Annotated in this window: 21 protein-coding genes; 16 read left to right on the forward strand and 5 right to left on the reverse strand. The window is 44.1% G+C overall.

Features of this window, described 5'->3' with window-relative positions; translation table 11 throughout:
- Positions 1–136 precede the first annotated feature (136 nt).
- The 3 genes from FEF09_RS14505 (at position 137) to FEF09_RS14515 (ending at position 1,498) form a co-directional block, all read left to right on the forward strand.
- Positions 137–493 carry a hypothetical protein gene (locus FEF09_RS14505; RefSeq protein ID WP_146305785.1) on the forward strand — a complete coding sequence of 119 codons (357 nt, stop codon included), beginning with the start codon at positions 137–139 and terminating at the stop codon, positions 491–493.
- Complete coding sequence (locus FEF09_RS14510) at positions 484–1,008, forward strand: helix-turn-helix domain-containing protein (protein WP_186774346.1); 525 nt, start codon at positions 484–486, stop codon at positions 1,006–1,008. Before FEF09_RS14505 ends, FEF09_RS14510 begins: the two co-directional genes overlap by 10 nt.
- A gap of 97 nt (positions 1,009–1,105) precedes the next feature.
- Positions 1,106–1,498 (forward strand): nuclear transport factor 2 family protein, encoded by a 393-nt coding sequence (locus tag FEF09_RS14515; RefSeq protein WP_146305787.1) that lies wholly within the window; start codon positions 1,106–1,108, stop codon positions 1,496–1,498.
- Between the two features lie 47 nt (positions 1,499–1,545).
- Here FEF09_RS14515 and FEF09_RS14520 read toward each other — a convergent pair whose 3' ends face one another.
- From FEF09_RS14520 to FEF09_RS14530, 3 genes are all read right to left on the reverse strand, one after another.
- The gene (locus FEF09_RS14520) at positions 1,546–2,343 is read right to left on the reverse strand and encodes a helix-turn-helix domain-containing protein (RefSeq protein ID WP_146305788.1); all 798 of its coding nucleotides are present in this window, start codon (positions 2,341–2,343) and stop codon (positions 1,546–1,548) included.
- A gap of 65 nt (positions 2,344–2,408) precedes the next feature.
- Positions 2,409–3,245: an SDR family NAD(P)-dependent oxidoreductase gene (locus FEF09_RS14525; protein ID WP_146305789.1), complete on the reverse strand. Its 837-nt coding sequence runs from the start codon at positions 3,243–3,245 to the stop codon at positions 2,409–2,411.
- Between the two features lie 98 nt (positions 3,246–3,343).
- Complete coding sequence (locus FEF09_RS14530; protein WP_146305790.1) at positions 3,344–4,390, reverse strand: ArsO family NAD(P)H-dependent flavin-containing monooxygenase; 1,047 nt, start codon at positions 4,388–4,390, stop codon at positions 3,344–3,346.
- Between the two features lie 537 nt (positions 4,391–4,927).
- On the opposite strand from FEF09_RS14530, the gene FEF09_RS14540 reads away from it, so the two are divergent.
- A complete protein-coding gene (locus tag FEF09_RS14540; RefSeq protein ID WP_146305791.1) occupies positions 4,928–5,833 on the forward strand; it encodes a helix-turn-helix domain-containing protein in 906 nt (301 codons plus the stop codon).
- A gap of 125 nt (positions 5,834–5,958) precedes the next feature.
- On the opposite strand, the gene FEF09_RS31455 is transcribed toward FEF09_RS14540, so the two are convergent.
- Together FEF09_RS31455 and FEF09_RS31460 are read right to left on the reverse strand one after the other, a co-directional pair.
- Positions 5,959–7,023 (reverse strand): amidohydrolase family protein, encoded by a 1,065-nt coding sequence (locus FEF09_RS31455; protein ID WP_222596977.1) that lies wholly within the window; start codon positions 7,021–7,023, stop codon positions 5,959–5,961.
- Positions 7,020–7,733 carry an amidohydrolase family protein gene (locus FEF09_RS31460; RefSeq protein ID WP_222596978.1) on the reverse strand — a complete coding sequence of 238 codons (714 nt, stop codon included), beginning with the start codon at positions 7,731–7,733 and terminating at the stop codon, positions 7,020–7,022. The genes FEF09_RS31455 and FEF09_RS31460 overlap by 4 nt, the downstream gene beginning before the upstream one ends.
- A gap of 603 nt (positions 7,734–8,336) precedes the next feature.
- On the opposite strand from FEF09_RS31460, the gene FEF09_RS14550 reads away from it, so the two are divergent.
- The 12 genes from FEF09_RS14550 to FEF09_RS14605 all read left to right on the forward strand — a co-directional run bounded on the left by FEF09_RS14550 (position 8,337) and on the right by FEF09_RS14605 (position 26,347).
- Positions 8,337–9,359: a hypothetical protein gene (locus FEF09_RS14550; RefSeq protein WP_146305792.1), complete on the forward strand. Its 1,023-nt coding sequence runs from the start codon at positions 8,337–8,339 to the stop codon at positions 9,357–9,359.
- Between the two features lie 181 nt (positions 9,360–9,540).
- A complete protein-coding gene (locus tag FEF09_RS14555) occupies positions 9,541–9,738 on the forward strand; it encodes a hypothetical protein (RefSeq protein ID WP_146305793.1) in 198 nt (65 codons plus the stop codon).
- Positions 9,739–9,942: 204 nt separating this feature from the next.
- Entirely contained in the window at positions 9,943–12,066 is a 2,124-nt protein-coding gene (locus FEF09_RS14560; protein ID WP_146305794.1) for an outer membrane beta-barrel family protein, read from the forward strand.
- An 88-nt stretch (positions 12,067–12,154) separates the two neighbouring features.
- Positions 12,155–15,283, forward strand: a complete 3,129-nt coding sequence (locus FEF09_RS14565) for a lantibiotic dehydratase (RefSeq protein ID WP_146305795.1) — start codon at positions 12,155–12,157, stop codon at positions 15,281–15,283.
- 197 nt (positions 15,284–15,480) lie between these two features.
- Positions 15,481–15,660 (forward strand): hypothetical protein, encoded by a 180-nt coding sequence (locus FEF09_RS14570; RefSeq protein ID WP_089814510.1) that lies wholly within the window; start codon positions 15,481–15,483, stop codon positions 15,658–15,660.
- 229 nt (positions 15,661–15,889) lie between these two features.
- A complete protein-coding gene (locus FEF09_RS14575; RefSeq protein WP_186774347.1) occupies positions 15,890–17,218 on the forward strand; it encodes a S41 family peptidase in 1,329 nt (442 codons plus the stop codon).
- Between the two features lie 7 nt (positions 17,219–17,225).
- Positions 17,226–18,398, forward strand: a complete 1,173-nt coding sequence (locus FEF09_RS14580; protein ID WP_146305797.1) for a sensor histidine kinase — start codon at positions 17,226–17,228, stop codon at positions 18,396–18,398.
- Between the two features lie 11 nt (positions 18,399–18,409).
- A complete protein-coding gene (locus FEF09_RS14585; protein WP_146305798.1) occupies positions 18,410–19,141 on the forward strand; it encodes a LytR/AlgR family response regulator transcription factor in 732 nt (243 codons plus the stop codon).
- 93 nt (positions 19,142–19,234) lie between these two features.
- Positions 19,235–20,410 carry a lanthionine synthetase C family protein gene (locus tag FEF09_RS14590; protein WP_146305799.1) on the forward strand — a complete coding sequence of 392 codons (1,176 nt, stop codon included), beginning with the start codon at positions 19,235–19,237 and terminating at the stop codon, positions 20,408–20,410.
- A gap of 457 nt (positions 20,411–20,867) precedes the next feature.
- Positions 20,868–21,392 carry a transcription termination/antitermination protein NusG gene (locus FEF09_RS14595; RefSeq protein ID WP_146305800.1) on the forward strand — a complete coding sequence of 175 codons (525 nt, stop codon included), beginning with the start codon at positions 20,868–20,870 and terminating at the stop codon, positions 21,390–21,392.
- A 30-nt stretch (positions 21,393–21,422) separates the two neighbouring features.
- Positions 21,423–25,784, forward strand: coding sequence for an AMP-binding protein (locus tag FEF09_RS14600; RefSeq protein ID WP_146305801.1), 4,362 nt, complete (start codon positions 21,423–21,425; stop codon positions 25,782–25,784).
- Positions 25,766–26,347 carry an AMP-binding enzyme gene (locus FEF09_RS14605; RefSeq protein ID WP_146305802.1) on the forward strand — a complete coding sequence of 194 codons (582 nt, stop codon included), beginning with the start codon at positions 25,766–25,768 and terminating at the stop codon, positions 26,345–26,347. Before FEF09_RS14600 ends, FEF09_RS14605 begins: the two co-directional genes overlap by 19 nt.
- Positions 26,348–26,447: the final 100 nt, after the last annotated feature.

Raw genomic sequence — 26,447 nt, forward strand, 5'->3', positions numbered from 1 at the left:
TTTAGCAATATTACTAATAATATTAGTATTGTGCAGGCTATTTTTTACACATTGCTTTTGTACAATCAATACACATTGAAAAGTATATAAAATCGATACCGGATGATAAATACCTTTGCATTTTAATAGCATAATAATGAAGCCATTAACTGGTATTCCCACGCATACAATTCCGCAGCTTGAGCATGAGGGAATTTTCATGCGTTATTTCGATGAAACAATTACTGACAGGAATTATCTTCAACTCGTTCACCGGGATGATTTTTATCTGTTGGTATATCAGGAAAGAGGCCGGTCCGGGTTGTTCGTTGATTTTCAGGAACTGAGTTTTGAAGGACCTGCTGCTTTCATCATTTTGCCCGGACAGATTCACTATGGATTATCCAGTCAACAGTCGGCAGTTTTTCTGGTCGCCATCAACCGTCACCTGATCAATGAGCAGTACCAGTCTCTTTTCATCCGGCCATGGGAAATATTCAGCCAATGTCATTGACGGATACAATATCTTCCCTCTTAAAACAGACCCTGCTGCTGATGCAGGATACGATGCAATGCAGGAATGACCTGCATTTTTATGATAATCATATCAGGCATCTCACAGAAAGTTGCCTTAGCATATTTGCATCCGTATATTATAAAGAGAAGAATAATAATAGTCATAGCAGTATAAGAGCCATCGATATCGGCCGACAATTTGTGTCCCTCCTGATACAACATTTCAGAACAATAAAAAGCCCTGCGGCTTATGCAGATATGCTGCATATTACTACTGATTATCTCAATGAAGCCGTAAAGGCAGCTACAGGAAAATCAGTTTCACACTGGATCCGGGAAACAGTTGTCACAGAAGCAAAACGTCAGCTATTTCATACAGCATTGAACATCGATGAAATAGCGTGGCAACTGGGCTATGAAGACTACAGATACTTCACACGTATATTTAAAAAAGAAACAGGTGTATCTCCGCAGCAATTCAGGGAGGAATACAGGCACACAGCAAATACCTGACAGGCAATTACACGTCATCGTATACACATTACCCGGTTTTGTCCACCTTAACAGCAGAGGATTCGCGCGTACTTTGTCTGACAAAACCAAAGAACGCATGAATAACTATAAAGCGCTTGTAAAAGAAGCATTCAGCAAGGTATTAATAGATCCGGCATTTAATGAAGAAATGATTGCCCGCTATTTTGATCCGTCTTATCGTCAGCTGGTAGATGGAAAGGAGTTGAACTATGAACAGTTTGTGGCACATATGGCCATGGTAAAACAGCGGACTACCCGGCTTGAATTTTTATATAATACGGTTATTGAGGAAGGGAATGTGGTGTTTACCAATCATATCGTAACAGCTACCAAACCCAATGGAGAAATAGTCCGGACACACCTGATAGCCGAGTTTCATATCGCAAACGGAAAGATCACCTATTGCAGCGAATTATCCCGTTTGTTGAGTGGTGGAGATGAAGACCGTGATCTGGGATCTGCACACTAAAAGCGTATCCGTGTCTGCCTGTCCGCCGCTAAGGGCCGGACAGGTATTTATATCCTGCTGGGTGCCTGTCCGTACATCTTTTTAAAGGCATAGGAAAAGTGGGAAAGGTCTTCAAATCCAACATCAATATAGACATCGGAAGGAGCAACACCTTTTTCTTTTATCCGGTAATAGGCTTCCTGTAATCTCTTCTGTTGGAGCCATTTTCCCGGAGGGGTATTAAAGGTTTTTTCGAAATCGCGTTTAAACGTAGACAGACTTCTGCCTGTCAGATAAGCGAATCTGTCCAGTGATACATTGAAATGAAAATTCTTGTTCATAAACCCTTCCAGATCTATTTTACCGGGTTCGCTGAGATCGAACAGAATATCTTTTAACTGCGGATTTGTCTGTACGAGTATCGCGATGGCCTCTTTTACTTTTAAGGATAGTAATACTTCATTGCCAGACTGTAATAATTGATCATAGGGTTGTAAAGAATCCATGTAGTTCTTTAACAGCGCATGCGGACGTAAGGCGAAAAGCGGCACAGTTTGTACATGTTTGTCTGATGTATAACCATACTCCGCACCAAAGCTTCTCAATGTCTGCTGATCAAGGAAAATGGATACGTTTTTATAATCCCCGTTGGCAGGCGGGTGTTTGGTAAATTTGATGAGTGTATTTCTTTTACTGAACCGGAATTCTCCCTCATTGAATTGATATTCCCTTTCACCATCATTCATGATGAGCGTACCTGCTATCTGGTAACTGAATACATGTTCAGCAACAAACTGTTCTCCTTCTTTTGTTTTTGTATGATAGCAGGAATAACTGATCTGCTTTAATGGTTTACTATCACTCATATATTGCCGGATTAAAAAGTAAAAAAGCATAGCTGTCATGGCAACAGCTATGCGGATAGTTTGAATTATTTGTTGTCGGCTGCATCAGTTGACTCACTCACTGACAACCATTGCTCAAATTCTGCCTGTCTTGCTGCATTTACCTGTTGCAGTAATCCGGTAGCATCACTACCTAACACGAGGTGTACAGGAGGTGTTGGATGATCTGCCAGATTAACCAATACTGCCGCTGCTTTGTCAGGATCGCCTTTAGGCACAAATTTACCGGTTTTGAAGATCTCTGTGCGCTGACCAATCGTGGTTTCATATCCTTCAACACTTTCTGCATAGGTCATTGAATCGCCGGCCCAGTCAGTACGGAAGCCACCCGGTTCTACGGCGGTCACTTTAATACCCAGTGCATCTACTTCTTTGGCAAGACCGTCTGCGAAACCGGAGAGTCCCCATTTAGCGCTTTGGTACATGGTCAGACCATTGCTGGTGATACGACCACCGATAGAGCTGATCTGCAGGATCCTGCCGGAACGTTGTTTACGCATATAAGGTAACACAACTCTTGTAATTTCTATCGGTGCATACAGATTTGTTTCTAACTGACTACGTACCTGTTCGTCTGTAAATGCTTCTGCTGCACCAATGATACCGAAACCGGCATTATTTACCAGTACATCAATTCTGCCAAAACGTGCAATGGTATCTTCCACTGCCTTGCGTACCTGTGTATAGTCTGTGACGTCCAGTTGAACGGGGAATATATGATCGCCATATTGCTGAACGAATTCATCTAATTGTGAAGGATTTCTGGCTGTTGCTGCCACGAGATCACCTTTTGCTAATACTGCTGCTGTCAGGCTTCTGCCTAAACCTCTTGCGCTACCTGTTATAAACCATACTTTTTGCATAACCTTTTGTTTTTGTTTACAACACAAAGGTAGATAGCAGACCGTCCCGGCACTTTGTTGCACAGGTCAATTTACTTTGTTGTACAGGTCAATATTGTTTATTGCAGATAGAGCAGGATTTCCTCCACCGTTTTTTTAGCCGTTCTCCCCACACCAATCAGCGTTGCGGATGCAAAGCCTGTCCATTGGCCATAGCCAACCAGCCAGAGGCCGGGAACGTCCATAGCAATGGTTTCATTGGTATGGATCCTGCCGTCTTCACGGGTAGCATTTAAAGGGGTCAGGTGCTGTAAAGCAGGAGAGAAGCCGGTACAGAAGATAACTGCATCAACAGCTGTTTCCTGTCCGCCGTTCCAGCCAATACCCTTTTCCGTAAAGTAATCAAACGCTGGCAGGGAGTGATAAATATTCCGTTCAATCCCCTCTTTTACAGCGGGCACCTGCACAATATGCCCCAAAGCAGGCGCCTGATAAGTCCGCCCTTCCTGCTTTGCTTTATAGACCATCGTCGCAACGTCAAAAAGATACCGGCCGTCTATTTCCCCGGAAAGAAAGGAAGGGGCTTCCTGTACAATCCATAGTGTACTGGCCACTTTGGATACCTCTGCGAGGATCTGGGCGCCGGAATTACCTTCTCCGACAACAGCCACCTTTTTGCCGGCAAAGACTGTAGGGTTTTTATATTGAGCGGAATGTAACACTGTTCCTTTGTAAAGCTCCCTGTCTGGAATGACAGGTATGTAAGGGTTTACATAAGAGCCGGTCGCACTGATGACGGCCCGCGCTTTATAGTCCCCTTTATCCGTTGACAGGATAAAGCTGTTTTCTTCTCTGCGGACGGCGGAAACCGTGACGGGTCTCTGTATCGGGAAATTATACCGTGCTTCATAGTTGCGCAGGTAATCGATCGTCTCGTCCCTCGTAGGATAATAGTTATTCCCACCTGGCATGATAACACCGGGAAGCGAGCTCCATAAAGCAGGAGAGAAGAGTGTCAATGAGTCCCAGGTATGCTGCCATGCCCCTCCGGGCTTTGCCTCCTGATCAAGTATTATATAATTCAGTGTGGTCCTTCGCAGATAATAAGCTACCGCCAGTGCACTTTGTCCTCCGCCAATCACTATAACATCGTATACCTTTTCCATACTTACTGCTTTAAACCCAGGCTTTGCCTGATTGTTAGAGATACTGACCTGCAAAGACGCCTGCATATGCTTTGAGCTCATCCCGTATACTGCGGAACACATCCATTATTTCTTCAGAAGTGCCTGTTGCTTTCGCAGGATCCGGGAAATTATGATGGAGTTGCAGCGTATAAGAAGGAAGAGACGGACAGCTATGGCAGTATTCACTGACATTATTGGAGGTATGTCGGGATATATCTATACCATCTTTCTGCCTAACAGTGATTGCTTGCGGATTTACGCCATGCGTTTCTACACCTGCACTGCATACACCTGCTTTGTCTCCCGCAAAGTAGCCTCATTTTGCGCTTTGGTCAATAGATCCGTTTCACTCGCTTCTATATCGCAATATTACGATGGCGGAGTCAGATCTCCAAAAAGGGAATGATTACCGGTAACAGATTGAATTTTGCAGATCTCACAAACATGGTACCTTTGATAATACCAGTTGCTGGTAACTATTAGTTTCACTTTCGTATTTTGTTTTAGCAGCATAACATGATCGAGAATACCTCCTTAGACAATTTTTACCAACGGGCAACCGCTGATCTTCCTGACGGCCTCGAAAAGGAGATAGGACATTTTAATGTTTTTGAAGCCGAAAAACTGTACGACAGAAAGACGGGTAACCGTATTATGCCTTACAGCCGGAGAGATTATTATAAGATCAGTCTGATATTGGGGCGCAGCAGAGCTGAGTACGCAGATAAGGTGATTGAGATTGAAGACAGTGCATTGCTCTTTGCTACACCAAGAATTCCTTATCACTGGGTGCCTGAAGATGATCAGAAAGGGTTATTCTGTATTTTCACGACAGATTTTCTCTCAAAGAATAATGCAGGCGTCGTGCTGGATGAACTGCCTATCTTTAAACCGGGGGCATTACCGGTGTTCAGGCTGACGCCGGAAGCAGTTACTGAACTCGAATATATTTTCCGTAAAATGCTGCGGGAAATTGCCGGTGATTATGCGTACAAATATGACCTGTTGCGCAATCTGCTGCTGGAAGTCATTCATTATGGACAAAAGTTGCAACCCATGTCTGTATTGACTACTCCGCAGAATGCAGCCGACCGGATTTCTTCTTTGTTTACGGAGTTACTGGAAAGACAATTTCCTTTGGAATCGCAGCATCAGCGACTGGAACTACGTACCGCAAAAGACTATGCCGATCGCCTCGCAGTGCATGTCAATCACCTCAATAAAGTACTGAAAACTAAAACAGGTCGTACAACGACAGACATCATCAGTGACCGGGTGATACAGGAGGCCAAGATCCTGCTAAAAAGGACAGATTGGCCTGTTTATGATATTGGCTATACTCTCGGATTTGATGATCTGGCCCATTTTTCAAATTTCTTTAAAAAGCATACGAAGATTACCGCACAAAGCTTCCGTTCTTAGACATTTCCTTCGTTTAAATCTGCTTAGTACCGGTATTAAACCGTTACTACACCGCTATTTCTCCGTTCCGGAACGAAGAAATAGCGGTGTAATAGCGATATGGTGTGGTTTTAATGGTAGAAGTATTACTTATACTGATATCCACCGTAAAAATTCACCGGAGACCATGCCGGAATAGCTTTTGGCTGCGCTGGTGCGACAGCTCTGAATTCGCCTTCACCATACACGATCTTTCCGTCCAGAATAGTCAGCAGTGAATGGATATCCCTGATTTTTGCGGCATCTGTTTTCAGATAATCATCGCTCAATACAGCCAGATCTGCGAGATAACCTGCTTTCAGGGTACCTTTGTCGCCCTGCTGATTAATAAGACTGGCGCTACCCTGTGTATATAGTTTCAATGCGGTAAGACGATCCAGTTTGTTTTCATTGGCAGTGTAGTCATGTCCGCCGATGGTTTTACCGGTAGAAAGCCAATATAAGGCCACCCATGGATTATAACTCGCAACTCTGGTACCGTCAGTACCTGCGCCTACTTTCAGTCCCATATCCAGCATCTGACGGATCGGAGGGGTATTACGGGCAGCCTGTTTGCCATAACGGGCCACGAAATTCTCTCCCTGAAAAGCCATGCGGTGCTGGATTGATATACCGCCATTTAGTGCTTTAATACGTCTCAGATTTTCTTCGGATACGGTTTCCGCATGATCGAAGAACCATGACAATCCATTTAATGGATTTTCTTTATTGACTTCTTCAATCACATTAAGAAACCGGGTGATGGACTCATTATATGTGGCATGCAAACGGAACGGCCATCTGTTTTTTACCAGTACCGTCAATACTTCTTTCAGTTGTTGCTCCATAACAGGTGCAAGGTCCGGGCGTGGTTTATTAAAGTTCTCGAAATCTCCGCCGGTGGCAACCAGATTTTCTCCACCACCTTCAACAAAGTATTCCGTTTCAGCTTCCTGCCCGTGCTGGTGCTCTATATCCACCATACTGATCCATTTCTGATAATCCTGTAATTCCGAACCTGCTTTCTGCGCAAACAGATAGTAGGGCAGGCGAACCGTCAATTGTCCCAGCTTAAACAGCGAGTCAGTGATGCCATAATCATCCGGGAAGTTCTGGAATCCACCGCCTGCATCCATTACACTGGTAACCCCCAGTCTGTTCATCTCTGTCATAAAGCCGAGGGTGGAATTACCTTTTCAGCAGGTGTCAACTCAGGTAATTTAGCCAGTGTTGAATAGAGGATATAGGCATTGGGTTCAGCCACCAGCAAGCCGGTAGGTTGTCCTTCGGCATTTTTCTGTATCAGTCCGCCGGCAGGGTTAGGCGTCTGTTCATCGATATGTAATGCCTCAATACCTGCTTTGTTCAGATAGGCATGCGCATAGAGGTATAAGATGAATGCCGGTGTATTACCAGTTGCTGCATTGATCTCTTCCAATGTCGGCAGCCGTTTTTCTTCAAACTGGTATTCATTCCAGCCACCGACCACTCTTACCCACTGACCTTTGGGTGTTCTCTCCGCCTGCTCTTTCAGCATCTGTAAGGCCCTTTTTAATGACTTCACGCCATCCCATCTCAATTCGGTATTATAAAATCTGCCTGCTCTGATAACATGCAGATGCGAATCATACAATCCGGGAATAATGGTACGTCCGTTTGCGCTGATCACTTTCGTATTTGTCGTTTTTAGCCGGAGAATATCAGCATTGTTGCCTACTGCAATGATCCTGTCATTGGCAATGGCAATCGCCTGTGCCTGTGGTTGCGCATCATCCAGTGTAATAATGTCCGCATTGTGAATGATCAGTGTCGGGTTTTGCTGCGCCTGCACAGAGAGCATCATTCCCATAACAGCAGCAAACAATAGCATCGTTTTTTTCATGTGTTGTCGTTTAAAGTGAAGGTCAGGCAAGCCTTTCCCTGATGATAATGCAAAGCTAGTCAGGAGAGCAGGAGAAGGCAATCGTGAATTACGTTGAATAGTTGTCTGATTTATCGAAAGGAAGGAAAATCGATGATATGTACAATTATCAGGTCATGTTGAAACGGAGATTCTATTATCAAGAAAATTATTTTCAATGTGTTTTTTTATTCACGTGATATAATTTATTGATTTAAATTGCGTGTAACGTGCTTTGCTTTAAAATTTATCTTATGAAATTTTAGTAATGACAAACACCACCATTATTTGTGATCTCAAAGATTTACGAGCAGATCTGCTCTCATTGTTTAAAGAAGAATGGTTAATCTCAGATGAAATTGCGGCGTCAATATATGACGACGTATTGGTTGACTATTTTGACAAATTTCTGCCAACAACACATTTTGTTATTGAGTCGCCTTATGTGGACCGGGTATATAGGGATAGCTATTATTCTTATTACTCAACTAAGTTGGGAGACTATAATAAGAATTGTATTAAGGTATCCTTTTTGAAAATCCAATTCAGGAAGAGGACTTTAGGGAGAATGATAAGTTAAAAAATTTGCAGCAACATTATTGGGGTTTTATGGTATTGCGACCAACGATTCCATATGTAATCGGGAGATCTGTTATTAATCCTAAAGCTTTCAAAGAAAGTGGATTTCTTAGTGTGTTATCTTCCTATCCGGCAACTGTTAATGGCGTTGAACTTACTGCATTTGGTTTTCCTCATTCTTCTCAGGATACTGAAATGATCAGCTGTGCTGAAACCGCGATATGGGCCATTATGGAATATTTTTCTTCTAAATATCCCGAGTATAAGCCATCGCCACCATCAGCAATTATTCAAGTAACAAAAGACAGATCAAATGTTCGGCAGATACCTTCAGAAGGATTACAGATTGAACAGATTAGTTTTGCGCTAAGAGAGTTTGGGTTTGCGACAAAAATATATTCAAAGATGCATTTTGGAAAGGATGCATTCAGACGTTTGTTTTCTACTTACGTGGAAAGTGGATTGCCGCTTATTGCTACGATAGATAATAATGCGAATATAGCACACGCAATGGTCGTTATAGGACATACTCCTACTGCCGAGGATCAAATCGATAAATTGCCCGTCTCAATAGAAGCTGATCCCCGCCTGAACGCAATTATTCAGCAAAAAGAGATTAAGTTATTTGACAATGATGATATTGAGCGTCAGTTTGTTTTTGTAGATGATAATATGTCTCCATATCAATTGCAGTTATTTGACTCTCCAGCTCAACATTATAACGACCGAGCCTGGGCGGCGTGTAAGGTTGATCATTTTATAGTGCCAATGTATCCTAAAATGTATTTGGACGCTGTTCAGGCCAAAGAGCATATAAAAACGCTATTATTAAAAAGAGAATACCCAATTCAAAAAGGTACAGAAATATTTATAAGGGTATTTATGACTTCTAGTCGGTCATATAAAGATTCTCTGGTTCGGGATACGAGTTTTCAACCAGATATTAAAGAGATTATTCTGGAAATACTAATGCCCAAATTTATTTGGGTAGGGGAGATTTCCGATAAGTCAGATGTAAAACAAAATTAGCACATGGACTTTTTATTCTTGACGCAACGGAGCCTAACATAGAAAGTTATAAAGCTTTAATCTTTGGAGGATATAAAGAGTTGTTTTGTTATCCCGATTCTCAAAGCAGAGAATTGGTAAAGAATGATTTATCTTTAGGAAAGTTTAATATTTATACAAGAAATTTAAATGGATTTTAATAATGACTATTCGCATAAATAAAACAGCGCAAATCATAGCACGTCTGAAAGAAAATGGACAATCTTATATAGAGAGCGGTCCGGAGGCATCTGCAATAAGAGAATTTATCAATGAACAGGCGAGAAAGGTAAGGAGAGATATTAAAAGGAAGGAACGGTTGTCTGAAATCAGTGCCGCCAAGGTTATACTAAACGCATAACTATAATCTTATAAACAGCAAAAGCCGCCACGGAAGAGGCGGCTTTTGCTGTTTACAGCTATATTGGAATACCTTACTCCCCAATTCCCTTTTCGTCCTTCGAAAATCCTCATTCGTGTATTTCAATTCTCTCATCCCGCTCCCTGCACTAAGTTTGTTTCATCGTCGTTATGTGCGGAAGGCTGACAGGATTAACCCGACTATATGAAATACAAAGCCCTCTATGTAATCATCATAACCCTATACTATCAGGCAACTAAAGCGCAGCAGGCTGATACATTACGCAGACACGATCTGCAGGCCTTTACAGTGAATGCCGCTGCTCCTGTAGTGACAATGAAAACAGGGAAAATATCATTAAATATCGCAGACAGTAAAATCGCTGCCGGCGGAGATGCACTACAGGTATTGACATTAGCACCCGGTGTAGTTGAAAGAGGAAATGGACAATATGAGCTGTATGGGAAAAAGGTAACGGTATTGGTAGATGGCAAGGATAGCCGCTTATCCGGGGATGCGTTGAAGGGATGGTTGAGCGCAATGCCGGCCGGAAGTATAGAGAGACTAGAACTGATCACAAACCCTTCTGCCCGCTATGATGCCGCAGGTGCAGCCGTGATAAATATTATAACCGTAAAAAATAAACGATACGGACTGAATGGGGTACTGACTGCCGGAACAGGAATGGGGAGATATGGCAGATATAACGGCGGACTGGCACTGAACTACCGCAATGAAAAGATGAATGTATATGGTAGTTATGATTATTTGTATAATAAGCAGTACTATGATTTATGCTCAGACCGCTATGCTGACAATAAAACAACGATTGCGCAAAATAGTTACGAAACAAGGGTACGTTATAATCATTCTTTTAAAGGAGGAATAGATTTTGATGTTAATAAGCGCAGCAGCGCCGGAATTATGTTCAAAGGCCTGCTGATCTACAGAGATCGTGTAATGGATACACGATCAGAAAAAGAGGATGCATTATCTGTTGTAGCCACCACTGGTCATCTTCGTGTGTTAAATCCTGCTGTGAACGCCTGGTATAAAATAAATCTGGATACCGCAGGCAAACAGCTAACTGTGAATGCCGACTATTTTAACTACAACAAAGCGTGGAAGGATGACTACACTACAACGTATTTCCAAACAAACAATCGCACTTTACAAAATCCCTGGCTGCTAAGAGATAATTCACCATCAGACAATACAATTCAGTCGCTGGCGTTGGATTATTCACAGCCACTCCAAAAAGGAAAACTCGAAGCAGGCGTTAAAACAACTGCCACGCTTACAGATAATAATGTACTATGGGAACAACAAACCGGAAAAACATGGCAGATAGATAGTGGAAAAACAAACCACTTTATTTACAGGGAAAATATTCATGCAGGATACCTCGATTACCAGCGTACTATCAGACAATGGGAACTGAGAGCCGGACTGCGCGCGGAATACGCCACCATGCAGGGTGAATCTGTAACAATGCGCCAGATCAGTAAACGTAGTCAGTTTAATATTTTTCCATCATTTTCATTGGTGTATGGTCAGAGCGGCAATCATCAGTATGGTTTTGCTTACAGAAAAAATATCGAGCGTTTCAGCTTCAGTATTGTCAATCCGTTCCTGACTTATGTCAGCCAGTATTTTTACTATCAGGGCAATCCTGATATCAGGCCTTCTATTGGTCATACATTCGAACTATCATATACTTATCGTAATGAATTGTTTGCCACACTGAGCTACCAACACTATACACAGGTACTCACAGACGTATACAGAAAAGATACAGGCAATGTGGTGATCAGTACTTTCGCCAATCTGAAAGGAGCAGCCACTGCAAGTGCAAGCCTCAGCTGGTCAAAAGGATTGCTGGGTAACAAATGGCAGACAACCACTGCAGCAACACTTACATATACAAGCTATGCTGAACTCAATAATGCCGGTGCAGGAGTGTATGCCAGCTCTGCAAATACATTTACACTGCCGGGTGGATTTGCAGGAGAGTTGAGCGCTAACTGGTATTCGCCTGTACGATGGGCCACATACCGTATGAAAGCCCGTTATACAGTGAATGCAGGGATCAGCAAAAGTATATTACATAAAGCAGGGAGATTAACATTTAACGTAACAGACATCTTCAATACATTCAATGCCGCATACGATGTGGCCTCTTTCGGAGTCATCGCGACACATGTCGATAAAATAGAGTCACATTTTATTAAGCTGGTATTCAGTTACAAGTTCGGGAACCAGCAAGTCAAAGCAGCCGTAAACCGTAAAACAGGTATCGAAAAAGAGCTGCGTAGAATCGGTGGATGATTCCACACCCTGATACAGCGGAAGCCGAAAAGCTGCAGAACAGAGTAGGCACCAACAAACATACCAGCGAGTAAAACCCAATCTGATTATGAGCACTCCTTACTCTTTTGATAATCGCCTTGTACTAAGAACGCCCAGATTCCCGTTAATGCAAATTCCTACGAATGATCAACTGCCAGCTTTACTGCATGATAACGCATTCCTCGAAGCAATCTATCTGGCTTCACCTGTGTTATACAGCGAATGTATCAAATGGAGAGAAGGAGGTATCACCAATAAAAAAGATATTGATAAACTGACCCGCTCACTCACAAAGTATGTGATCCGTATGAGCAGACGTTGTACACCATTCGGATTATTCTCCGGTTGCGCCGTAACAGAGTGGAGTGAAAACCCTACCGCCGTGACTGTCAGCAGCAGCAGCTTTAGCCGCCATACCCGTTTGGATATGCACTATCTCTGCGCACTTTCACAACAGTTGGCTAACATGTCCGGTGTGAAAGAACACCTGCTTTATATGCCCAATAGCAGCGTATATACAATCGGCGATGAATTGCGCTATGCAGAGTTTCTGTATGTAGGCGGTATGCGCCTGCATCAGATCAGTGCCGTAAGCGCCTCCGAATACCTTGATAAAGTAGTGAGTGCCGCCTATAATGGTGCAACGATCAGCCAACTGTGTAACTGGCTGGCAGACGATAATATCGCGGAAGAAGATGCCCGGATCTTCATAGATGAACTGATAGAAGCACAGATCCTCGTAAGTGAAATAGAACCTGCCATCACCGGAAAAGAATTTTTACAACAGGTGATTGAAGTGCTGGAAAGAATTGCACTGAAGGATCCGGCTGTAGTAAAAGACCTGCTCACCGTATTAAGCAAAGTAGCAATCCTGTTACAACAACTGGATGCTGCTGCTACCAATAGTGTTGAACGTTATCGCGAGATCATGCAGTTGCTCGATATGTTAGGTGTGGCTTACGACGAAAGCAAACTGTTCCAGACAGATGTGGTGAAACATGTAGCTGGTAATGGTATCAATATAACTGTACAGGATCAGTTGCAGAATGCACTGACCGTCATGAATAAGCTCAGCGAATACAGAGCCAATCCGCATCTGGAAACATTCATGCAACGCTTCCGGGAACGTTACGAAGAACAGGAAATGCCCCTGCTGGAAGTACTGGACGGAGAGACCGGTATCGGTTATGTAGAGAACAGCAGTACGAATATCGCCCCGCTGCTGGATGATATTAGTCTGCCCGGCAAAATGAATGAAGTACGTTTTTCATGGGGTGGCCTCGAACAACTGCTGAGTGGCAAACTGGTCGATATGTATGCAGAAGGCCGTCAGTCTATTGAAATTAATGAAGAAGACGTGGAAGACTTCACCGCCAACTGGAATGACCTGCCGCCTTCCTTCTCCGTAATGTTCAGGATTGTAGATGAGAAGGACAATGCCATCTATCTGGAAAGTGCCGGTGGTTCCAGTGCTGCAAATCTGCTCGGGCGTTTTGCCTATGCAGATAATGCCATCAATAAACTGGTATGTGATATTACCGGAAAGGAACAGGCCATGGATCCTGAGGTTATATATGCAGAGATCATCCACCTGCCTGAAAGCCGTACCGGTAATATCTTATTGCATCCCGTGTTCAGAGGATATGAGATTCCTTATCTGGCGAAATCATCTCTGGATAAAGAGCAACAAATCGATTTACAGGACCTCTACATTTCCGTTCGCAATAACCGGGTGGTAATGCGCTCCCGTCGTCTGGGAAAACAGATCATCCCACGACTGAGCACCGCGCATAATTATACCAACAACTCTCTGCCTGTATATCGCTTCCTGTGCGATTTACAATTGCAGGATAAAAGAGGTGGTATGTCCTTTCACTGGGGCGCACTGGAATCCAAATACCGTTTCTTCCCGAGAGTAACCTGCCGGAACACGATCCTGCATCTTGCCAGATGGACGTTCTCACAAAAGGATATAACACAGCTGCTGAACCTGAACGGGGAAGAGCTGAGTGTAGAACTGCAACAGTTCAGAGAACGCTGGAAACTGCCGCAGATAGTAGTACTGGCTGATGGTGATAACGAACTGATGATCGATTTCTCCTGTCAGAGCATGGTCAGTGCCTGGCTGAGTTCTGTAAAAGGCAGACAGACGTTTGATCTGCGTGAATCCCTGAATAATCATTTACGCATCACCGATGAAAACGGACAACCTTTTGTCAACCAGTTGGTAGCAACCCTTGGAAAGAATACAGCTTCTTATGCGCATCTCAGAACCACCGCACCCCAACAAATGGTAAGTGAGCCTGCACAGCGCGATTTTACCCCCGGGAGCGATTGGTTGTATTATAAACTGTATTGTGGCGTAAAATCAGCCGATAAGATCCTTTTAAACGCACTCAGACCCCTTGGAGCAGAACTGATAGATGAGGGGCTGACCGATAAATGGTTCTTTGTAAGATTTAATGACCCTGATTTTCATCTGCGTGTACGCTTCCATCTTACTGATGTAAGTAAAATAGGAGAGGTGACGGCGAAGATACATGCCAGTCTGCAACCATTTACTGCGGCAGGCTACATCTGGAAAGTACAGCTGGATACCTATTCCCGTGAGATCACCCGTTATGGTGCAAATACCATCGAACAGGCAGAAACCCTGTTCTATCATGATAGCGTAGCCTTCGCAGAACTATTACACAATACCTGGGGAGACCAGAGGGAAGAGATCAGATGGCTTTGGAGCCTCCGGGCCGTGGATGAGCTGCTGGACTGTTTTATGTTCTCCCTGCATGATAAACATGAGCTGCTGAGTGGCCTGCGGGATGATTTCCGGAAGGAATTTAGCTGGAGCAAGGAAATGAAGCAACAGCTGGATAATAAATACAGGAATAACAGACAAACCATTGCCAGCTTTATGGAACGGAATGCCAGTCAGTCGGATAGTCTGCAGCCGCTGATGAAGATCCTCCGGGAAAAGTCCCTGAATATTGCCGGTGTGGCTCATGATATTCTGATGCTGGAAAGTGCCGGTAAACTGGAAATATCTATCAGAGACCTGTTACGCAGTTACATTCATATGATGATCAACCGCACTACGATTACCTATTCCCGTAAGCAGGAAATGGTGATGTACGACTTTCTGGCCCGTTATTATCAGTCTGCTTTGGCCCGTAAAAAGACTATTGTCTGGGAGGAATAATCCCGCTGATACCGGAAAAAGAAACAGAAACCGACCGCATTAAGCAGTTTGGTACTTAGAATCGGCCGTTTCGTGTAGCATTTTTCCGGAGGAGGCGCTTACAAGGTAATTTTATTATACAATCAGAAACACGCACGAATCTTAATATTTCAAACCTTACCGCAGCACTATTTCTTAACTGCTAAACCTTAAACAAAATGGAACACACTACAGACAAAAAAGAGCAAATGCTGAAACTGAACAAGGTAACTGTTATCAAGCTGAACGCTGAAAAAATGAACAACCTTTGGGGAGGTGGCGGAATTATTTTGAATACTACAGACGTTTCCGGTCGTCCACAGTGCGACACCAGAGAAACGGCTATGCTGACACTCTGATAGTTTCAGGGACTGTCGTCCAAAAATTGTTTACGGGAAACTCACATATCAGTGCCCCTTGCTAATAACTCCGGGCCTCGTACTAGTGAGATTCCCGTATTTTTTTTATCTTAAAGGAGTATAAATGGGTAACCGAGTATTAACCAAGTATCTAGTCGCTATCTGCTTTTGTTTGTTTGCCAGACAGTTAAATGCCCAGAACTGTGGTTGTATAGATAATTTTAATCATATGGTGTCGAAGGTGGAAAAGAATTACGCCGGGTATGCCGATAAAGTGACCCAGGTCAACCATTCCCTGTTTGTACACTATACCGATAGTCTTGGCCAGATAGCTGCCCGGACAGATGAACGTAATTGCGTGACGGTATTAAGAAGCTGGATAAAGTACTTTAACGATCGCCATATGACCCTCGCCATCAAGGGCGATAATCCCGGCGACAGCATCCGTATCAGAGCGCTTTTTTCAAATGCAGAGACACAACCCATTTCCCGGGACCAGTTCATGCGTTATCTGGACACCCAGAAAGACAAACTGGATTCACTGGAAGGAATATGGCAAAATGAAGACGACGCCTATCAGATTGCCTTCATCCGGGACAGAAAAAAGAAGGGGCAGGAGTTTGTGGGGATTATACTGAGGGCGGATAGTGTGTTCTGGCTACCCGGACAGGTAAAAGCCCGGGTCAGTAAACACGGAACGACTTACAGAATGCGGTATTTCTATAATAAATATCATGATACCATTACGCCCATACTGGCATTGGCCCGGCACACCCTTAATGCAGGAGTGGCCGGCATCTGGCGTAAAGTATACCCGGGAGACAACAGCGGTGAAGTGTCAAGAGGCCATTATTATGATCCGTTTTTCCGTACTCTGGATGAACAAACCTGCCTGTTGGTAATGCCAAGTTTCAGTTTATTGGCAAAGCCTCTGATCGACAGCCTTATTGAAAAGAACCGGGCGGTTATCAGTCAGATCAGACACCTGATCGTGGATCTCAGGAATAATACCGGCGGATCAGTACTCTGCTTCCAGAAACTGCTGCCATATCTGTATACCAATCCTATTATCACAAAAGGACAGTCTGTGATGGCTACCGAAGATAATATTAATGACCTGTACTCCATTACAGACTACCCCAACATTTCTGACAGCATGGAAACGATTTTCAAAAACGAATTGAAAGAACTACAGGCCAACAAGGGGGGCATGTATAAACTCTGGAAAGACGACACACTCACTATGCCAACAGTGTTACCTTATCCGAAAACGATCTCCTTTATTGTGAATGAAAGCAGTGCCAGTGCCGCAGAGATCCTGTTGCTGAAAGCAAAGCAAAGCAAAAAGGTGAAACTCTACGGACGGCACAGTATGGGCGCCATCGATTATCTCGATGTGGCTTCCACAACAATGCCCTGCCAATTGTATACCCTGCGTTATGCTACTTCCCGGACCAACAGATTGCCGGAAGAGCCGCTGGATAACAAAGGCATTGTACCTGATGTAGAAATTCCCGATAATGTTGTAGATTGGGTAGAGTTTGTCAGAACTAAATAACCCTTATATGATGCATTTCCAGATAAACAGGAAATACAGGGTAGTGTTACTCCACATAGGGGCCTGGTTGCTATACATCGCATTTGGCACGCTGAATAAGATCTACGTTACCCATACAGACGCGCTTGACCTTGCAGACGTCGTACTTACACAGCTGCCCGGCATTTATGTTTTCTATGGTAGCATTTACGTTTACCTGAAGCTACTGTCAGCAAGGAAACAGAAATACCTGTTGCTGCTGGCAGCAGAGATGATGCTTTTTATTACCTACCTGCTGCTTTTTGCATTTATAGGTGACGTTATCTTTCCGATGATGCTGCCCAATGTAGAAGTACCGCCTTTTGAGCTGAGCAGTTTTGTCGTTGCAGGTTTATGGACTTTTATCAGATATTCCTTTTTTGCTTTCGGATATTATTTCGCTGCAAGGCTCATTACAAAAGAAAAAGAGCTGAGAGAAAGCGAACTGAAAAAGATGCAGGCAGAAAGAGGAAAACTGGAAGCCGAGTACGCCTTCCTGAGAGCGCAGATCAATCCGCATTTTCTGCATAATACCCTGAACTTCTTCTATGCGAAATCATTGGGATGTTCCAGAGAACTGGCAGAAGGCATTGTCACACTCTGTGAAATTATGCGCTACTCGCTGAACAGTGGTGAAGACGAGAGCGGAATGGTGCCACTTTCCAAAGAAGTGGAACACCTGCAAAACGTTATTAAGATCAATCAACTCCGCTTTAGTAACCGTCTGCAGGTACAATTTGATGTTACCGGCAATATCGGTTACCTCCGCATCATCCCGCTGGTACTTATCACACTGGTGGAGAATGCATTTAAACACGGAGATCTTAATAATCCGGATCACCCGGTGATCTTTCGGTTGACGGTAAGTGAGGATGGCAGAATGGTACACTTTTCCACCCATAATAAAAAGAAAAGCGGCCCCAAAGAGTTGTCACACGGTATTGGTATGGACAATATCCGTAAAAGGCTCTCGGCAGTATATAAAGACAAATACCTGCTCGAAATAAAAGATGAAGACAATACATACACCGTGTCATTGGCTATTCATCCGGGAACTGAGCAGGCCGCAGCCCTAAAAGCTGTTTCGACTGCAGATAAAGCTGGTGCCGTAGACGGCTATGCCGGTTATGCCAATTATAATCTCCTCATTGATAATCCGTAAACCCTCGTATTATGATTAACTGTTTAGTAGTAGACGATGAACAGCATGCCATTGACGTATTAACACATCATATCAGTCAGATACCGTTTTTGCAGCTGGTAACATCAACTACTAACGCCATTGAAGCCCTGCAGATCGTAAACATGCAGAAGATTGACCTGGTGTTTCTGGATATCCAGATGCCTGAAATGTCAGGACTGGATTTTGCGAAAACCATACAGGGAAAAAGTAAAGTGATCCTGACTACCGCATACAGCGAATTTGCGGCGGAAGGCTTTGATCTGGAGGTAGTGGACTACCTGCTGAAGCCTATTCCAATGCCCCGTTTCCTGAAGGCCGTACAGCGGGTATTGAACATGGTCACCTCTTCAGTGGCGGCAACCCCGGTAGAAGATGCGTCTTCTATTGAAAACGACTACATTTTCCTGAAAACGGAATTTAAAGGCAAAATGCTGAAGGTGAATCTCAAAGATATTGACTACATAGAAGGGATGAAAAACTATGTGGCCATTCATCATGCCGGTCAAAAAACAATGGCCCTGCTCAATATGAAAGATCTTGAAAGCAGACTGCCCAAAAAGCACTTTTACCGGGTGCACAAGTCATTTATCGTGTCTTTAAGCAAGATTATTGCCATCGAAGGTAGTATGGTTGTATTGAAGGATGTAAAGGCTGAAATCCTGCTGGGAGACACTTATAAGTCAGGTTTTTACGACATCATGAAAGACAAGCTGATGGGCTGAAATGTACGTACCTTGAATCAGCCCTTTGGTGTAGTAAATTACCCTTTGGCGGTGTAGAAAGGTAAATTTGTTGCAGATAAAGATTAAGGAACAATGCAACAAATCGCCCAGAAACATCTTAACAAATTAAATCTCCTCCTGGAAAATTATCGTACTACAAACGATACTTTCCTGAAAGGGAAACTGGGTCTGATCTATTATTATTCCCACCTTTATAAAGTTACTGAAGCGCCCGCATTGAAATGCAAGACGGAAGATCTCATCGGAGAAGTCTTTGCAAATATCAATGCGGGCGTTCCCGCTTTAATGGGCGCCTCACTCAGTAGTGGGGCCGCCGGTTTTGGTTATGCCCTGAACGCAATGTCCCTACAGGGATTCCTGCAGTTCGAAGTAAACGACGAACTGGAAAGTCTCGATGAATTCCTGTACAGATCCGCCCTCGACCTTATTGCCGCAGATAATTTCGACTTTCTGCATGGCGCCCTGGGCGTGGTACATTATTTCACAGAAAGAATGCATACCAGTCCGCAGGTAGCCGTATACCTTGATAATCTGATTGAAAAGATCTGCCTGAACGCCGTAGAAGAAGATGGTGGATACTGGTTTAAAAACAGCCAGATCAAAATTGACGGCGAAGACGTGATCAGTTTCGGTCTGTCACATGGTCAATGCGGCATATTGCTGATATTACTCAACGCGTATGCGCATTCTGTACACAAAGAGCTGATCAGAAAAATAATTACTGGCGGCATACACTTTATACTCAAGCATAAAATAGACATAGACTTCTCTCTTAACGAATATTCGTTTTTCCCTTTCATCATGAAATCAGACGCCCGTGAAATATCTGCTCCCAACAGAATGGGATGGTGTTACGGTGATCTGAACGAGGTGTTATTACTGTATCGCGCAGGTAAACTGTTCAATGACGATAACCTCCTCATGCTGGCAGACCTTATCGGTGTGCAGAGTATGATGCGCACGGATGAAAATGCGACAATGGTTATTTCCTCCGGATTTTGCCATGGCGCCGCAGGTCTCGCACAGTTTTGTAAAACACTGTACGATGAAAGAGGACTGGATCAATATCGTAAAGGATATGAGTACTGGATCGAACGTACGATTATTCTGCTGGAAGAAGAACTACCCCAGCATATTTATGCAGGTAAAGAAGGAGATGTGTTGGAAGGCGCTATAGGCGTAGCTTTCACGCTGCTCTCTTACGTATCTGAACATGAGTTGAACTGGAGTAAAGCGTTTTTATTATGAATAATGAGTAGTTTGTACTTAGAATGAGCTTGTTCGTGTAACAACTTTGAGAAGAGGAAAAAATCATTCTAAGTTTGTATCATCAGAGAAATGAAATGATCTCACCACTCCTGATCATCCATCTCTCTTCCTAAAATTCAATCGGGGACTCTTTGTAGCGATAGCTATGCCCCAGACCCTTCATTTTTCGTAGAACATTCACATTGGGACACTTTGTAGCGATAGCTATGTCCCATACCCTTCATTTTCTTTTCAACATACAGATCGGGACTATTCGTAGCGATAGCTATGTCCTGTACCCGCTGTTTCCTTTAAAAATTCAATTTGGGACTGTTTGTAGCGATAGCTGTGCCCCGCCGGTAATAACAATATAAAAACCGTAAACCCAGGGGAATTTCTGTTAACCGAACTAGCAATCTGTATCAATTTCTTAAATGACCTCTTTAAACCGCATTGTATGTCCAAATTTAACGTTGGTTGGTATCTCCTTTATACAAGACCCCGGCAGGAAGCCAGAGTAGCTAAGGAAATGGCGGATAAAAACATACAGATATACCTGCCCTATACAACAGTAAGAAGAAGATGGACCGACAGGATCAAAGTACTGGAAGTACCACTGTTTCCCTCATACGTATTTGTGCGCCTCACCAATATGCACGAATTCTACTACGGATCAAATCTGGAAAGCGCCTGCAGTTATGTGCGCTTCGGCAATGAAGTAGCACGTGTAAGTGACGCGGCTGTTGAAGCTGTAAGGACCATCGCCAAAGCAGGTAATAACCTTGAAGTATCCAGCGAACGCTTTACACCCGGCCAACAGATGACAATTAAAGAAGGTCCGCTTTGTGGTCTGAATTGCGAAGTGATACAATACAAAGGAAAAGATAAAATACTTGTACGTGTACATATGCTGCAAAGAAGCATCATCGCTGATATGCCGGCCAACGTACTGATCCCGTTTGAAGAACAGCAACAATTATAATAAACAATAACCTAATTATACTTTAAGGATATGTCTTTCAGCAGCATCAATTCCCTGATTGAAATATTGTTCGATAGTAGTGCCGGAAAAAGTACAGGTATTACTTTTATCGCCGGTCAGGATAAAGAGGAATTCCTGTCTTATAAAGAACTGAAAGCGCAGGCCGAATTTGTATTGTACAACCTGCACAATGCAGGTTTACAGGCAGGGGATGAACTGATCATACAGTTAGAGGATAACAAATCCTTCCTGCTTATATTCTGGGCCTGCCTCATTGGTAAGATCATTCCGGTGCCGCTTTCTTTCGGCGGACAGGAAGAATATAAACACAAGCTGTTTGCCGTATGGCGCACACTCAGACACCCCTTTCTGATCACAACTGCTGATCAGCTGAAAAGGATGGCTGAATTTGCTGATGATCAGGCCGGCGCCGATACCTATGCAGCCATGGTAGCTGCCTGTGTACCGCCTGATGCGATTACTGTACGTGAACAGCGTGCAGCTGAACTGCCTGTTGTTAACAGAAAAGACATTGCCTATATTCAATATTCTTCCGGCTCTACAGGTAATCCCAAAGGTGTAATACTGACCCACGAAAATCTTTTATACAACGCACGCGATATCGTTATGCGTTCCGGCACCACAGCGCAGGACAGAAGTCTGAGCTGGATGCCCCTGACGCATGATATGGGCATGATCTGTTTTCACCTGTCATCTCTTTTTGCAGGTATCGATCAGTATCTGTTGCCAACGCCACTCTTCATCAGAAGACCCTCTCTGTGGTTATCCAAAGCGGCTCAGCACAAGATATCACAGCTGTATTCCCCTAACTTCGGTTACCAGTATTTTCTGGCTGCTTTCTCAAGGGAAGAAGCCACCAGTATTGGTATGGACCTTTCTTCCATCAGGATCATCTACAACGGTGCAGAACCGATAGACGCTGCTATCTGCCGTAACTTCCAGCATACACTGGCGCCTTATGGTCTGCCGGAAAGAGTATGTTATCCCGGTTATGGACTGGCAGAAGCTTCCGTAGCTGTTACATTACCTATACCGGGTGATGAACTCACTGTTTATTATCTCGACAGAGAAAATCTCAGTGTTGGTAATCAGGTGCGCGAGCTGGATCCACACGATAAAAGTGCTGTTAGTTTTGTTGAAGTAGGATTACCCATAGATCATTGTAATATAAGAATCGCCGGTCCTAAAGATGAATGGCTCGGTGATGACACTGTCGGTAATATCCAGATTAAAGGTCTGAATGTGACAGCCGGTTATTACATGCAGGAAGATGTTACCCGTCAGCTGTATACAAAGGATGGCTGGCTGCGTACCGGTGATATTGGCTTTGTACATAACAGAAGACTCGTGATCACCGGTCGTGCAAAGAATATGATGATCGTAAATGGTCAGAATTATTATCCACACGATATAGAAAGAGTTGTACAGACCATTCCCGGTATGGAACTGGGAAAGGTGGTGGCATGCGCTATTAAACAGGCTGACGAGAAGAATGACGCATTGGTTTTGTTCATCCTGCATAAAGGAGGACTGGAAGCATTCGCAGAACTGGCAGCTGCCGCTCAGAAAAGAATACTGGAAGCAACCGGTCTTGGTGTGGAAAGTTTTATACCTATTAAGAAAGTACCTAAAACCACAAGCGGTAAAGTACAGCACTTCCGTCTGATAGAACAGTTCCGCTCCGGTCACTGGGATGAGACACTGGAAGCATTAAAAGCACTGAGCACACCTGCACCGGTTGCCGGTGGTGCAACAGCGGCAATGATTACCGCAGCATGGCAGGAAGTAAGCGGCCAGCAGCTGACGGATAATCATCAGTCTATGCTGGAAGCCAGTCTGAATAGTCTGCTGATCATGCGCTTTATCGCCATTGTCAGCGAAAAGCTGTCCAGAAAACTGACAATTAAAGACTTTTTCGAACACCCTACTGTTGCAGCATTGGAAGCATTCCTGCATGCTGCTCCTCAGCAGGAAATAAATACCTGTCTGTTACCATACGGAGAGCAGGATGCACACACCGTTACCCTGACCCAGCAACGCTTCTTTATGATGGAAATGTTGCAGCCGGATAATAGTCCACTGAATATTTCCTACACACTGCTGGTAGAAGACGATATCAGCCCTGATGTACTGGAAGCTGCATCCGCAGAACTGGCCCGCAGACACGATGTGTTACGTTCCTTCTTCCGTCTTACAGATGCAGGTCCCCGCCAGTATTTTAACAGAGACGCTTCCGTTAGCTTTCTATACAATGATCTGTCAGCAGCCGGCAACCCGCTGGCTGCTTCACAGGATGCATGTAAGGCTTTCAGCCGCATGCCTTTTGACCTTGAAAGTGCCCCTCTGTGGCGTATCGGTCTGTTTAAAGTAGCACCCGGCAAGAGTATGGTATGCGTGGTGATGCACCACATTATCAGCGATGGCTGGACATTGTTGCTGATCAAAAATGAACTGGCCGCTATTTACAGAATGCTGTTAGGTGAGCAGGTATTACTGCCACAGGCAACCGCTTTCAGGGAATATACCAACTGGTATGCATCGTGGTTGTTAGGCAAACAGTATCTGGCAGATAAACAATACTGGTTACAGGAATATGCAGGTTTTGAACAGACCGCCTTATTTCAGTTACCACAGGCAACGGAGCAGCATGGAAAAGACTTCTCCGCCAGCCGTATCTCTTTCGGACTGGATGCAGCTACTTATGCTCAACTACAGGCGTATTGCAAAGAACAACAGGTGTCTGTATTCGCAGCTCTGATTACTTTGATCAGTGCATGGTTGTATAAATTCACTGGTCGCACAGACATTGCCATTGGTACAGATAGCAGCGGCAGACTGTCAGCCGGACTGGAAGGTATTGCCGGTTGCTTTATCAATACCATGGTGATCAGAAATCGTTTTGCAGCAGATAATAGCCTTGGATGGCTGCTGTCTTATACCGCAGGAAAGATATTCGATGCCTTTGAACATCAGCTGTATCCGGCTGATATGAAACAGGAAAGTACAATAGAAACACCGGCAATGGACGTGCTGGTACTATTCCAGAACTTTGGCCTGACCACTTACGATAACTTTGGTAATGTAAAAGCACAACTGGTAGATTTACCTGCAGAGACTTCACTGGCTGCATTATCTTTTGAATTCATTGAAGACGCCTCTTCACTGACCTGCCATATTGATTTCAGGACAGCTTTATTCTCCCGTTCTCAGGCGGCGTGGTGGCCTGGTCATTTCAGAATGCTTTTGAAAGCATTACTGGAAACACCGGCTACAAGACTGAACAGCCTGCAAATACTGGCTCCGGAAGAAAAAGTGCTGCTGGCCAAACGTCATAATGATCTTTATTACTCTCATATCTATGTAGAGAATGATATCATCAGACGCTTTGAGCGCATGGCCCTGCAAACACCGCAAGCCACCGCTGTATTATTTGAAGGGAAATACATTTCTTATGAAGAACTGAATGCGCAGGTAAATAAATGGGCGTATTTCCTGAAGGCAACACATGGTATTGGCTATGGTGACAGAGTGGGTATTTGTCTGCCGCGTTCTGACAAATCACTGATCGCTATACTGGCGATATTAAAAACAGGCGCTTCTTATGTGCCACTGGAACAGGAATATCCTACCAATCGTCTGCAGTTCATGATTGCAGACAGTGGTGTGCAATTATTGCTGACAGATGCCGCCTGTGAACATGATTTCAGTACCAGTCATGCAACGCAACTGGTATGGGAGGAGGTATCGGCTCAACTGACCGATTATCCGACTGATAACCATGGTACGATTGTACGTGATACAGATGAAGCATATGTGATCTATACTTCCGGTACCACCGGACGTCCTAAAGGCGTATCTGTGAACAGACTGGCCTTATATGACTACGCACAGACTGTCGTGGTGTATTTCGGTATCACAGATACAGATATCGTTATACAGCAATCCGCACTGTCTTTTGATACACTGCTGGAAGAGGTATTCCCTGCACTTTGTCAGGGTGCTGCTATACATATTTTAAGAGATGGTGGCCGCGATATCGAAGCGATCCTGTATGCGATTGACACCGGTAAAGCGACCATACTCAGCACCACGCCTGCTGTAATCGCAGAACTGAACAGATATGCAGGTGTAATGGCAGGATTGAGAGTCCTGATAAGCGGTGGTGAAGTACTGAAATATACACAGATAGACCAGTTGATGAAAGAAGGCGTAAACATTTATAATACTTACGGTCCTTCAGAAACTACTGTTTGTGCCTGTTATCATAAGGTAGTACCGGGAACAGGTAATATCCCTGTTGGCCGTGCTATCCGCAACAGAAAGTATACTTACTGGATGAAAATAAATGTCTGGTGCCCGCTGGTGCCATAGGTGAAATTTATATCGGTGGTCTGGGTGTGGCAGATAAATATGTAAATCAGCCTGACCTGACTGCACAAAGTTTCTCTGAAGATATCATCAGCCGGTTCGGTAAAATGTATCGTACCGGAGATCTTGGCCGCTGGAGAGAAGATGGTACACTGGAATTCCTCGGTCGTAAAGATCAGCAGGTAAAGATCAATGGCTACCGTATTGAAACCGGAGAGATCGAAGCACAGCTGGCAGAACACCCTGCTGTGGGTGAGGTAGCAGTAGTGGCCCGTAAGAATGGTGCCGGTAAAGACATGCTGGTTTGCTATTATACTGTACAGGGAAATATAGCCCTTCCCGTATTGAAAGCTTTTGTCAAAGAACGTCTGCCGTTCTATATGGTCCCTGCTGCATGGGTACAAATAGATACTTTGCCCCTGACAGGTAACGGAAAAGTGGACCGTAAAGCACTGGCTGCATTAGTTGTAGATACCAGCGATAGCACTCTGCCGGATGTATTACCGGATAACGAATGGGAAGCTACCTTACTCGAAGGATGGAGCAATATCCTTGGTACACGGTAATAGCATTACCGCTAATTTCTTTGAACAGGGAGGTAATTCCCTGATAGCAACCCGTCTGATATATGGATAGAGAAACAGTTTGCAGTACGTCTGACCTTGC

Origin of the sequence: Chitinophaga pinensis (genome assembly GCF_007896845.1) — a bacterium.
In the GTDB taxonomy this organism is placed as follows: Bacteria; Bacteroidota; Bacteroidia; order Chitinophagales; family Chitinophagaceae; genus Chitinophaga; species Chitinophaga pinensis_C.

Coding starts and splice junctions, on each gene's coding strand:
- FEF09_RS14505 (WP_146305785.1), top strand. CDS start 137: ATGAAGCCATTAACTGGTATTCCCACGCATACAATTCCGCAGCTTGAG.
- FEF09_RS14510 (WP_186774346.1), top strand. CDS start 484: ATGTCATTGACGGATACAATATCTTCCCTCTTAAAACAGACCCTGCTG.
- FEF09_RS14515 (WP_146305787.1), top strand. CDS start 1,106: ATGAATAACTATAAAGCGCTTGTAAAAGAAGCATTCAGCAAGGTATTA.
- FEF09_RS14520 (WP_146305788.1), bottom strand. CDS start 2,343: ATGAGTGATAGTAAACCATTAAAGCAGATCAGTTATTCCTGCTATCAT.
- FEF09_RS14525 (WP_146305789.1), bottom strand. CDS start 3,245: ATGCAAAAAGTATGGTTTATAACAGGTAGCGCAAGAGGTTTAGGCAGA.
- FEF09_RS14530 (WP_146305790.1), bottom strand. CDS start 4,390: ATGGAAAAGGTATACGATGTTATAGTGATTGGCGGAGGACAAAGTGCA.
- FEF09_RS14540 (WP_146305791.1), top strand. CDS start 4,928: ATGATCGAGAATACCTCCTTAGACAATTTTTACCAACGGGCAACCGCT.
- FEF09_RS31455 (WP_222596977.1), bottom strand. CDS start 7,023: ATGACAGAGATGAACAGACTGGGGGTTACCAGTGTAATGGATGCAGGC.
- FEF09_RS31460 (WP_222596978.1), bottom strand. CDS start 7,733: ATGAAAAAAACGATGCTATTGTTTGCTGCTGTTATGGGAATGATGCTC.
- FEF09_RS14555 (WP_146305793.1), top strand. CDS start 9,541: ATGACTATTCGCATAAATAAAACAGCGCAAATCATAGCACGTCTGAAA.
- FEF09_RS14560 (WP_146305794.1), top strand. CDS start 9,943: ATGAAATACAAAGCCCTCTATGTAATCATCATAACCCTATACTATCAG.
- FEF09_RS14565 (WP_146305795.1), top strand. CDS start 12,155: ATGAGCACTCCTTACTCTTTTGATAATCGCCTTGTACTAAGAACGCCC.
- FEF09_RS14570 (WP_089814510.1), top strand. CDS start 15,481: ATGGAACACACTACAGACAAAAAAGAGCAAATGCTGAAACTGAACAAG.
- FEF09_RS14575 (WP_186774347.1), top strand. CDS start 15,890: ATGGTGTCGAAGGTGGAAAAGAATTACGCCGGGTATGCCGATAAAGTG.
- FEF09_RS14580 (WP_146305797.1), top strand. CDS start 17,226: ATGATGCATTTCCAGATAAACAGGAAATACAGGGTAGTGTTACTCCAC.
- FEF09_RS14585 (WP_146305798.1), top strand. CDS start 18,410: ATGATTAACTGTTTAGTAGTAGACGATGAACAGCATGCCATTGACGTA.
- FEF09_RS14590 (WP_146305799.1), top strand. CDS start 19,235: ATGCAACAAATCGCCCAGAAACATCTTAACAAATTAAATCTCCTCCTG.
- FEF09_RS14595 (WP_146305800.1), top strand. CDS start 20,868: ATGTCCAAATTTAACGTTGGTTGGTATCTCCTTTATACAAGACCCCGG.
- FEF09_RS14600 (WP_146305801.1), top strand. CDS start 21,423: ATGTCTTTCAGCAGCATCAATTCCCTGATTGAAATATTGTTCGATAGT.